General features: G+C 70.4%; 2 protein-coding genes. One reads left to right on the forward strand and one right to left on the reverse strand.

What is annotated here, in order from left to right:
* On the forward strand, positions 1-492 hold a 492-nt coding region (locus tag ACWELQ_RS43725), incomplete at its 5' end, for an SDR family oxidoreductase (protein WP_452402857.1).
* On the opposite strand, the gene ACWELQ_RS43730 is transcribed toward ACWELQ_RS43725, so the two are convergent.
* Positions 493-2,364 (reverse strand): protein kinase domain-containing protein, encoded by a 1,872-nt coding sequence (locus tag ACWELQ_RS43730; RefSeq protein ID WP_452402858.1) that lies wholly within the window; start codon positions 2,362-2,364, stop codon positions 493-495.
* Positions 2,365-2,467: the final 103 nt, after the last annotated feature.

Below are 2,467 nucleotides of genomic sequence, written 5' to 3' on the forward strand. Positions count from 1 at the left end.
AACTCGGCGGGCGTGATGCTGCCCAACCCGATCACCGAGGGCCGCGAGGACGAGTGGACCCGCATGCTGGAGACCAATGTGGGTGGGCGGCTGCGCATGATCCGCGCCTTCGTCCCGGACCTGCTGGCCGCGGCGGACGCGGGCCGCAGTGCCGACCTGGTCAATATCTCCTCCATCGGCGCGCACGTGCCGTTCCCGTCCTACGCGGTGTACGGGGCGACGCAGGCGGCTATCACCCAGCTGTCGGCGGGGCTGCGCGCGGAGCTCGGGGCGCGCAAGGTGCGGGTCACCAATATCGAGCCGGGCCTGACCGACACCGAACTCGGCAATCACGTCGACAATGCCGAACTCAGCGGCCAATTGGACGGCATGTTCGAGTTCATGGAGTCGCTGCGCGCCGAGGACATCGCCGATCTGATCGCCTACACCACCAGCCGCCCGGCCCGGGTGAACCTGCGCCAGGTCGTCGCCCTGCCGACCCAGCAGGTGTGATCAGCCGCCGGTCTCGCCCGGGGCGAGGTGCACTCCGTGACCGGAGTCGTCGTGAATGATGTTGCCGCGCAGGGTCGGGGCGGCATTCCGGTTGATCCGGACGGCCGCCTCCCGGATCCCGGTGAGCACGTTCTCCTCGAACAGGCCCCCGGTGTGCTCGCCGTCGAGCAGGATGCCGATGCTGCCGCCGCGAATCGTGTTGTGCCGCAGTGTCGGAGCGGCGCCGTACTTGACGACGACGGCCACGGTGTCCCGGTGCGCCCGCACGGTGTTGTGCTCGAGCAGGCCGCCGGTGTGCTCGTCGGCGATGTAGACGATCCCGAACGGGGTGCCCATGACACCCTCCGGGCGGCCGTTGCGCCGCTGGTCCGGATCGTGAATCGTATTGCCCACCAGGGTCGGACCGGCACCGGACTCGATGCACACCGCCGGCCAGTCGGTCTCGCTGTCACCGTCACCGAAGTGGATGGTGTTGCTGTCGAACAGCCCGGTGGCGCCCTCGGTGATCCGGATGCCGATGTAGTCGCCGGTGCGAATGGTGTTGGCACGCAGGGTCGGGTTCGCGCCGCCGCGGACGATGACCGGCACCGTCGCCCGGGCGCGCCAGTTGTCGGTGCCGTGCAACTCGTTGCGTTCGAAAGTCCCTCGGCCACCGTCGAATACGGTGATGCCGCTACTGCCGCCGCGAATCACGCAGTCCCGCAGCAGCGGATCGCCGTCCCCGCTCACCGACACGCACGCGGCGTCCCCCTCCTGCACGATGGTCAGCGCTTCGAGGGTGGGGTCGGCGGCGGTGCAGGTGATGGCGGGCCGGTCGCCGTCACCGATCACCACCGTGTCGCGGGGCCGGGTCGCGGTCAGCCGCACCGCTTTGTCGATGGTCAGCGCTTCGCGGTAGACGCCGGGGGCGATCAGGATGGTGTCGCCAGCCGCCGCCGCGGTGAGCGCGGCGGTGATGGTCGGCAGCGGGCCGGACGGATCGACGAGGTGGGTGGTGTGGCCGGGGTTGAGCACGGTCACCGGGACGACCGCCGGTGTGGTGAAGGCGGCCGCGGCCGCGGCGGCCAGTTCCCCGCAGGTGCGGTAGCGGTCGGCGGGATTCTTGGCCAGCGCCCGCGCGATCACCGCGTCCAGTGCCGCCGGGAGGGCCGCGTTGGCGGCGCGGGCCGACGGCACCGGCTGATACATGTGCGCGTAGACGAGTTTCGCGATCCCGGAGTCGTCGAACGGCCGACGGCCGGTGAGGATGTGGAACAGCGTGCAGCCCAGCGAGTAGATATCGCTGGCCCGGTCGCCGGAGGTGGTGCCGTCCAGGCGCTCGGGGGCCGAATAGTGGAAGCTGGCCAGGACATCGCCCTTCTGGGTGAGCGAGGAGCTCTCCTCCACCGACTTGGCGATCCCGAAATCGGTGAGCACCACCCGTTCCCGCGGGCCTGTGGTCAGCAAGATGTTGGCGGGCTTGACATCCCGGTGCAGCACGCGTGCGTCATGGGCGCAGTCCAGGGCGTCGGCCGTCGCGGTGAGAATGCGCAGGGCGCGGGCGGGATCGAGCGGGCCGGTGTGCAATGCCCGCTCGACGTCGGTGCCGTCCACGAATCCCATGGCGATCCACAGCCTTCCGTGGTCCTCCCCGCGCGCGTGCACCGTCACGATATTGGGGTGGTCGAGGCGGGCGACGATATCGGCCTCGCGCAGGAAGCGCGCCCGCAGCTCGGCATCGCGCCCGGCCTGCTCGGTCAGCACCTTGAGCGCGACATGGCGGGGCAGCGTGCGGTCCTGGGCGAGGAACACCTCGCCCATGCCGCCCGCACCCAACCACCGGACGATGCGGAACCCGGCGAACACCCCGCCGGGCCCGTTTCCGGGCCTCACCGCACAACCTCCTAGTACGTCGGACCCTCAGGCGCTGCGAATCGTGCTGAACGGGTCCGGCTCGACCGGCGGCTCCTCGAACAGCTGCCGCAGTCGCGCGTTG

Source organism: Nocardia sp. NPDC004722, from assembly GCF_053601505.1.